The sequence below is a fragment of the Flavobacterium sp. J27 genome (assembly GCF_004303025.1).
GTDB lineage: Bacteria > Bacteroidota > Bacteroidia > Flavobacteriales > Flavobacteriaceae > Flavobacterium.
The window spans coordinates 52,830-59,793 of the sequence record NZ_PJQW01000017.1 but is presented as its reverse complement, the minus strand read 5'-3'; the positions used below and the strand labels follow the sequence as shown (position 1 = coordinate 59,793).

The following is a 6,964-nucleotide window of genomic DNA, read 5'->3' as shown; positions in this document are numbered from 1 at the left end:
AACCAGTGAAGCTAGCTTCACTGGTTTTAATTAATTTATTGTAAAACTTGTCAATCTATTTTAGGACGACTCAAAATCTATCTTTATACTTCTATTCCTAGAAACTCTAATCGCACACTACCATCTTCATCGATGTGCGTTAACTTGATATCGTGCAATGTGTTTGCAAATGCTGGATTCCAAGGGGTTTTCACTTTTACATAATTTTCGGTAAAACCATGAATATAACCCTCTTTATTTTCGCTTTCAAACAGCACGGTTCTTTGCGTTCCAATTTGGCTTTCATAAAACGCTCTTCGCTTTTTAACCGATAATCCTCGTAGCATTTTACTTCTTTTTGCACGCACATTTTTTGGCACAACACCTTCCATGGTTGCAGCTTCTGTATTATCTCTTTCCGAATACGTAAAAACGTGCAAATACGAAATATCTAAGTCATTTAAAAAATGATAGGTTTCTAAAAAATGCTCGTCTGTTTCTCCAGGAAAACCTACAATTACATCTACACCAATACAAGCATGAGGCATTACTTCACGAATTTTATTGACTCTATCTACATACAATTCTCTCAAATAACGACGTTTCATTTTTTTAAGAATGTCGTTACTTCCAGACTGTAATGGGATATGAAAATGAGGCACAAACGCTCTGGATTTTGAAACTAAATCGATGGTTTCATTTTTTAACAAATTCGGTTCAATGGAAGAAATTCGCAAACGTTCAATACCTTCTACACGGTCTAATTCGGTTACTAAATCTAAAAAAGTATGTTCGTGTTTTTTGTTCCCAAATTCTCCTTTTCCGTAATCTCCAATATTCACTCCAGTTAAGACAATTTCTTTAATCCCTTTGGCAGCAATTTCTTTGGCATTTTTTATAACGCCTTCCATAGTATCACTCCTAGAAATTCCTCTTGCTAATGGAATGGTACAATAGGTACATTTATAATCACAACCGTCTTGTACTTTTAAAAAAGCACGGGTTCGATCACCGATAGAATAACTTCCTACATAAAAATCGGCATCTTCAATTTCACAAGAATGTACTTCTCCCATGTCGTTTTTAGACAAATCATGAATATAATCGGTAATTTTAAATTTTTCAGTAGCGCCAAGAACTAAATCTACACCATCTACTGCAGCTAACTCTTCTGGTTTTAACTGCGCGTAGCAACCTACTGCAGCAACAAAAGCATTTTCATTTAATTTTAATGCTTTTTTTACGATTTGCTTGAATTGTTTATCTGCATTTTCAGTAACCGAACACGTATTAATAACATACATATCTGCTACTTCTTCAAAATCAACACGTTCAAAACCTTCTTCTTGAAAACTTCTCGCTATAGTAGAGGTTTCGGAGAAATTTAATTTACAGCCTAAAGTATAAAAGGCCACTTTCTTTTTATTTTCCATATATCAGCTCAATTAATGAAATCGTTGTCAAAAAATTGAGGGTGCAAATTTACATTATTTTTATAATTATATAAAATTTATACATAATTCTGTAAGACAATTTTAGTTGGTTATTCAGAAATTTGAAGTAATAAAAAATCAAAACGTTATGTCTAAGGAAAACTTATTTAGTAAAGATGCTATAGAAAAATTAAAGATGCTATAGAAAAATTAAAAGAGCTTTCAGAAAAAGCTGGAACTTGTATGTTTGTAACCAATTTAAACACAAAACCACCTTTTAACGCTAGACCAATGAGTCTACAAGAGTGTGATGAAGAAGGGAATTTATGGTTTATAAGCAGTAAAGAAAGTAATAAAAACATGGAAATTGACCGTAACAACCAAGTACAATTATATTTTATGAATAATGGCGATTATGAATACCTTTCTATTTTAGGCAATGCCTTCCTTTATGATGACAAAGCTACTATTAAAGATAAATGGTCTGTTGCAGCGAATACTTGGTTTGATGGTAAAGAAGATCCAAATGTAAGCATCATTCGAGTAGAACCAAGAGATGTATATTATTGGGATACCAAAGCTGGAAAATTTGTATCCATGATGTATTTTGTCTCTTCTATTCTTACTGGTAAGAAAACAGATAATAAAGATGGTGTAGAAGGAAAAATTAAAATTTAATTTAGAAAATTATTGATCTCTATATATCCAAAAGAGAAGTAATCTACTCCAAGATTTACTTCTCTTTCATTTTATTAAAGAATACTCTACTAAAAATAATCTCATTCATTTGTAACAATTTCCCTTCTTTAACCGTACAATTATAAAATGTAAAAAACAGAATTATGAGCGCAGCAGGTTCTATAATGAGTGCCAATACTAGTTTAAAAAATAATCGAAGAAGTAAAACTTCTAGATTAGAAAAATTTGTAAATACTACATCTAACAATACTAGTGAATTTTTTGACCCAAAAAAAGCAACACCTGAACAATTAGAAGCAATTAGACAGCGATTACAAGAAGAACACAAAGCCATTCAAAAAAAGAAAATTATACTTACAGTTAGTATTGTTGGTTCTATCGTAATTGTATTAACTGTTTTAAATTATTTTTTATAAATTATCTATTATGGGAGGATATTATGGTTCACCAGCTACAATTCTGAAAAACAATAGAAACCTACTTAAAAAACACGATCGCAATAAATGGAAAAATTTGCAAACTTCTTATAGAAAGGCATTAAAAGAAAAAGAAGCTTCTCCAGAATTATTAGCAGAAATTAGAAAAAAAATCCAAAGGCAAAGAAGAAATAATATTCTTATCCCATTACTATTGACTCTTATATTTGCCACTTTACTCTATTTGGGGATAGCTTGTTATTTTAATTTGGGTTAAACTAATTTTATAATGCATGAGGAATTATACCCCTATTTCATCAATATCTTTTCCAATGTCATCAATATTTTCAATAGGCTCTACTTTTTTTGATTTCCAATGTTTTTCTAAAAAAAATAAAACGCATAACAAAATAAAGCTCCTATTGGAATTCCAATAAGACTGTACACAACATTATCGATATCTATATCTAAATAAAAAAATTCAGATATAATAACTAAGATTATTCCATACACAAACTGACCGAAATAATAGGTAATTACACCTAAAATTGCAAACAACCATTTGTTTTGATTGTATTTTTCAGCAAGTGTGTAAAAACGCTTACCTAACCAATAAATTAAAAATAATCCCAAAAACATAACTATTCTTTTCTATATTTTTTAGTTTCTTCGAAAACATGTTCTAATATTTTCGCATCTTGTTCAGAAAATTCAACTTGTCTACGTTGCATTACCACTTTAGCTACTTCAAAAGCTTTTTTGGTGAGGTAAGTAGTAAATCCAGATGCGCCACCCCATGAAAAGCTGGGCACAAAGTTTCTTGGAAATCCGCTTCCAAAGATATTGGCAGAAACACCAACTACTGTACCTGTGTTAAACATGGTATCAATACCACACTTGCTATGATCGCCCATCATTAATCCACAAAATTGTAAGCCTGTTCTAGCAAAACTTTCCGTTTCATAACTCCATAAGCGCACTTCTTCATAATTATTTTTTAAGTTGGATGTATTGGTATCAGCACCTATATTGCACCATTCACCTAAAACCGAATTCCCTAAAAATCCATCATGTCCTTTATTGGAATACCCAAACAACACCGAATTATTAACCTCTCCTCCTACTTTACAATGAGGACCAACCGTAGTGGCTCCATATATTTTAGCACTCATTTTTACTTGAGCAAATTCACATAATGCAAAAGGACCTCTAATTACAGAACCTTCCATAACCTCAGCATTTTTACCAATATAAATAGGTCCTGTAGACGCATTTAAGGTAACAAACTCTAATTTTGCACCTTCTTCAATAAAAATATTTTCTGGTGCAATCACATTTACACTTTTTGGAATCGGTTGTGAATGCCTGTCTTCTGTAAGTAATTGAAAATCCTCGCGTATTGCTTCATCATTTTTTGAAAATATATCCCAAGTATTTTCTATTCGAAGAATTTCTTCATCATAGTCAATCAATTCGTAATCGTCAAAATCTACTTCTTCTTGAGTATCATTAGAATAAAATGCAATGATTTCTTCTCCAGAAATAATGGCTTGATTGGGTTCCAAATTTGTAATCATCTCCACTACAATTTCATTTGGAAAAAACGAAGCATTAATCATAACATTTGCTTCCATCTCAACCATTGGAAATTTTTCCATCAAATACTCTTCCGTTAATGTTGTAGTGGTATAACCTAGGTATTTTTCCCACTTTTCTCTAATAGTTAAAATGCCTACTCTAATATCGGCTACAGGCCTAGTAAAAGTAAATGGAAGCAAAGCATTGCGAACGGTCCCGTCAAAAAGTATGTAGTTCATTTTAAATAAATTTAAAGATTGAAACGTTTCAAAAACGAGAGCTTTTTCAACGTAAGCCAAAGTTACATGTTTTAAATTATTTTCATAAAAAAACCTTCCGAAAAGGAAGGTTTTTTATATTCAGATAAATTTCGATTATTTTTTATCGAATTTAGCATATTTGCTTTTGAATTTATCAATACGTCCTGCTGTATCAATAAGTTTCGATTTACCTGTGTAAAAAGGGTGAGATGTTCTAGAAATCTCCATTTTAAATACTGGATACTCTACTCCTTCGTGCTCAATTGTTTCTTTTGTTTCTACTGTAGATTTAGTAATAAATACATCTTCATTTGACATATCTTTGAAAGCTACTAATCTGTAATTCTCTGGGTGAATTCCTTTTTTCATCTTGATAAATCTTTTTATTTGTGATTATAAATTGCTTCGCGGCTTCTTTATTTTATTAAAAAAGGTGTAAACACTTTATAACCTTTTCGTTTATAATCTTTTAATTTGAGAGTGCAAATTTACACTAAATTTTTAATTCACAAGCATAGGTGTAACTTTTTTTTATTTTTTTACACTAATAAGGAGAAACTTTATTATTTCTATATTTGTAAACTATTAAAACTAACAAACCATGAACGAAATTATTAAAAAAAACGGAATTAAATTTGGAATTATTTCAGGTGTAATTGGAATTTTATCGATAATAATCCCCTATGTAACAGATTTAGGCCTTCTTGTAAAATGGTGGTATGGAATATCGATCTTATTGATTTATTTTATCGTTGGGTGTTTTTTATTGATAAACACTAGAAAAGAATTAAATGATGTTATTGCATTTAAAGATGCTTTTCTTACTTATATAATTTCAGCCTTAATAGGTATTGCAATAGGAGTGGTTTTTAATATCATTTTCTTTAATTATATAGATACTGAAGTGGCTCAACAAGTAAAAGATTTAAATATCGAAAATACGGTTGCCATGATGAAGAAATTTGGAGCACCAACTAATTCTATTAAAGAAACTGTTGAAAAATTAGAAAATTATAATCAATTTGGTATTGCAGAACAATTAAAAGGTATTATTTGGAGTTTATTAGGCTCTACCTTTTTTGGATTAATATTAGCTGCAATATTTAAGAGAAAACCAAAAGAACAATTCTAAATGAATCTATCCATAGTTATTCCTTTATTAAACGAACAAGAATCGTTACCTGAATTACATAATTGGATTGTAAAAGTTATGACTAGTCATAACTTTTCTTATGAAATATTGTTTATAGACGACGGAAGTACCGATGCTTCTTGGGCAACTATTGAACAGCTTTCAAAAGAGAATACAAATGTAAAAGGTATTCGGTTTTTAAAAAATTATGGCAAAAGTCAGGCTTTACATGCTGGTTTTGCTAAAGCTCAAGGTGATGTTATTATTACTATGGATGCCGATTTACAAGATAGTCCGGATGAAATCCCAGAATTATATAATTTGATTTGTAAAGAGGGATTTGATTTAATTTCTGGATGGAAAAAGAAACGTTATGATTCGGTGCTTTTTAAGAACATTCCTTCTAAATTATTCAACTGGGCTGCTAGAAAAACATCAGGAGTAAAATTAAATGATTTTAATTGTGGTTTAAAAGCATATAAAAACGAAGTCATTAAAAACATTGAAGTTTCCGGGGAAATGCATCGCTATATTCCAGTTTTAGCTAAAAATGCAGGATATTCAAAAATTGGTGAAAAAGTAGTGATTCATCAAGCCCGAAAATATGGTAGCTCTAAATTCGGTATAAGTCGCTTTATTAATGGCTTTTTAGACTTGATTACTATTTGGTTTTTGTCTAAATTTGGGAAACGTCCTATGCACTTATTTGGTGCGTTAGGCGTGTTTATGTTTTTCATTGGTTTTGTAGCAGCAGGTAGTATTGGTTTTATGAAACTATGGAAATTATACCATCACGAACCTACTATTTTAATAACGAACAACCCTTGGTTTTACATTGCGTTAACCACTATGATTATAGGAACTCAATTGTTTTTAGCAGGCTTCTTAGGAGAAATCATTTTGAGAACTAAAAACAACGAAGAACGATATAAAATTTCAAAAATAATAGCGTAATGAAGAAGTATTTATTACTACTATCTCTTTTATTAATTTTTAATAGTATTAGTGCCCAAATTAAAACAGGTAGTGACCATACTAATAATTTAGAAATTACTTATGAAGTTATTTTTGATTCTTCTAAAAATAAAACAGAAATAGCAGATTGTATTAGTGAAAATGATTTTTTAGAGAGTATGACAAACTATATAACAGATAGAGAAAGGATTTTTTTGAAGGGTAATTATGAATATACTTATTATATAAACAATACCGAAATATTAGCTGGAAAGATTTCTCATGATTATTTGATCACTGTTCAAAACAATAAAGTTTACTTCAGGTTTTTTAATTTTATACACGCTGAAGGCAATTCAAAATTTAATTCTATTGGCATATTGCCATTTAATTTTAACAATACAGTAGCGTCAGTTTTTACAAAAGATAATTACTCCGAAATACTTTATGATTTAAAGTTTAACGTTGCAAACCAAATAAGACAGTTAAGTAAAAATTGTTTTTAAAACATTC

At 30.1% G+C, this 6,964-nt stretch carries 10 protein-coding genes; 6 read left to right on the top strand and 4 right to left on the bottom strand.

What is annotated here, in order from left to right; translation table 11 throughout:
- Window positions 1–83 precede the first annotated feature (83 nt).
- Window positions 84–1,412: a tRNA (N(6)-L-threonylcarbamoyladenosine(37)-C(2))-methylthiotransferase MtaB gene (mtaB, locus tag CX675_RS18415; RefSeq protein WP_130736724.1), complete on the bottom strand. Its 1,329-nt coding sequence runs from the start codon at window positions 1,410–1,412 to the stop codon at window positions 84–86.
- A 189-nt stretch (window positions 1,413–1,601) separates the two neighbouring features.
- On the opposite strand from mtaB, the gene CX675_RS18410 reads away from it, so the two are divergent.
- From CX675_RS18410 to CX675_RS18400, 3 genes are all read left to right on the top strand, one after another.
- On the top strand, window positions 1,602–2,090 hold the full coding sequence (locus CX675_RS18410; RefSeq protein ID WP_130736723.1) for a pyridoxamine 5'-phosphate oxidase family protein: 489 nt from the start codon (window positions 1,602–1,604) through the stop codon (window positions 2,088–2,090).
- Window positions 2,091–2,254: 164 nt separating this feature from the next.
- Window positions 2,255–2,527 carry a hypothetical protein gene (locus tag CX675_RS18405; RefSeq protein WP_130736722.1) on the top strand — a complete coding sequence of 91 codons (273 nt, stop codon included), beginning with the start codon at window positions 2,255–2,257 and terminating at the stop codon, window positions 2,525–2,527.
- Window positions 2,528–2,537: 10 nt separating this feature from the next.
- Window positions 2,538–2,804, top strand: a complete 267-nt coding sequence (locus tag CX675_RS18400; protein ID WP_130736721.1) for a hypothetical protein — start codon at window positions 2,538–2,540, stop codon at window positions 2,802–2,804.
- Between the two features lie 107 nt (window positions 2,805–2,911).
- On the opposite strand, the gene CX675_RS18395 is transcribed toward CX675_RS18400, so the two are convergent.
- From CX675_RS18395 to CX675_RS18385, 3 genes are all read right to left on the bottom strand, one after another.
- Window positions 2,912–3,166 carry a hypothetical protein gene (locus CX675_RS18395; RefSeq protein WP_130736720.1) on the bottom strand — a complete coding sequence of 85 codons (255 nt, stop codon included), beginning with the start codon at window positions 3,164–3,166 and terminating at the stop codon, window positions 2,912–2,914.
- Window positions 3,167–3,168: 2 nt separating this feature from the next.
- Window positions 3,169–4,344 (bottom strand): GlmU family protein, encoded by a 1,176-nt coding sequence (locus tag CX675_RS18390; RefSeq protein WP_130736719.1) that lies wholly within the window; start codon window positions 4,342–4,344, stop codon window positions 3,169–3,171.
- A gap of 135 nt (window positions 4,345–4,479) precedes the next feature.
- Window positions 4,480–4,734, bottom strand: coding sequence for a type B 50S ribosomal protein L31 (locus tag CX675_RS18385; RefSeq protein ID WP_130736718.1), 255 nt, complete (start codon window positions 4,732–4,734; stop codon window positions 4,480–4,482).
- Window positions 4,735–4,966: 232 nt separating this feature from the next.
- Between CX675_RS18385 and CX675_RS18380 the strand changes: the two genes are divergently transcribed.
- The 3 genes from CX675_RS18380 to CX675_RS18370 are packed head-to-tail and all read left to right on the top strand — an operon-like array spanning window position 4,967 to window position 6,957.
- Window positions 4,967–5,497, top strand: coding sequence for a DUF4199 domain-containing protein (locus tag CX675_RS18380; RefSeq protein ID WP_130736717.1), 531 nt, complete (start codon window positions 4,967–4,969; stop codon window positions 5,495–5,497).
- Entirely contained in the window at window positions 5,498–6,451 is a 954-nt protein-coding gene (locus CX675_RS18375; protein WP_130736716.1) for a glycosyltransferase family 2 protein, read from the top strand.
- Entirely contained in the window at window positions 6,451–6,957 is a 507-nt protein-coding gene (locus CX675_RS18370; RefSeq protein WP_130736715.1) for a hypothetical protein, read from the top strand. Before CX675_RS18375 ends, CX675_RS18370 begins: the two co-directional genes overlap by 1 nt.
- Window positions 6,958–6,964 lie beyond the last annotated feature (7 nt).

Bases quoted from the DNA above. Each gene is read 5' to 3' on its own strand.
- mtaB (WP_130736724.1), bottom strand. From the start codon at position 1,412: ATGGAAAATAAAAAGAAAGTGGCCTTTTATACTTTAGGCTGTAAATTA.
- CX675_RS18405 (WP_130736722.1), top strand. From the start codon at position 2,255: ATGAGCGCAGCAGGTTCTATAATGAGTGCCAATACTAGTTTAAAAAAT.
- CX675_RS18400 (WP_130736721.1), top strand. From the start codon at position 2,538: ATGGGAGGATATTATGGTTCACCAGCTACAATTCTGAAAAACAATAGA.
- CX675_RS18395 (WP_130736720.1), bottom strand. From the start codon at position 3,166: ATGTTTTTGGGATTATTTTTAATTTATTGGTTAGGTAAGCGTTTTTAC.
- CX675_RS18390 (WP_130736719.1), bottom strand. From the start codon at position 4,344: ATGAACTACATACTTTTTGACGGGACCGTTCGCAATGCTTTGCTTCCA.
- CX675_RS18385 (WP_130736718.1), bottom strand. From the start codon at position 4,734: ATGAAAAAAGGAATTCACCCAGAGAATTACAGATTAGTAGCTTTCAAA.
- CX675_RS18380 (WP_130736717.1), top strand. From the start codon at position 4,967: ATGAACGAAATTATTAAAAAAAACGGAATTAAATTTGGAATTATTTCA.
- CX675_RS18375 (WP_130736716.1), top strand. From the start codon at position 5,498: ATGAATCTATCCATAGTTATTCCTTTATTAAACGAACAAGAATCGTTA.
- CX675_RS18370 (WP_130736715.1), top strand. From the start codon at position 6,451: ATGAAGAAGTATTTATTACTACTATCTCTTTTATTAATTTTTAATAGT.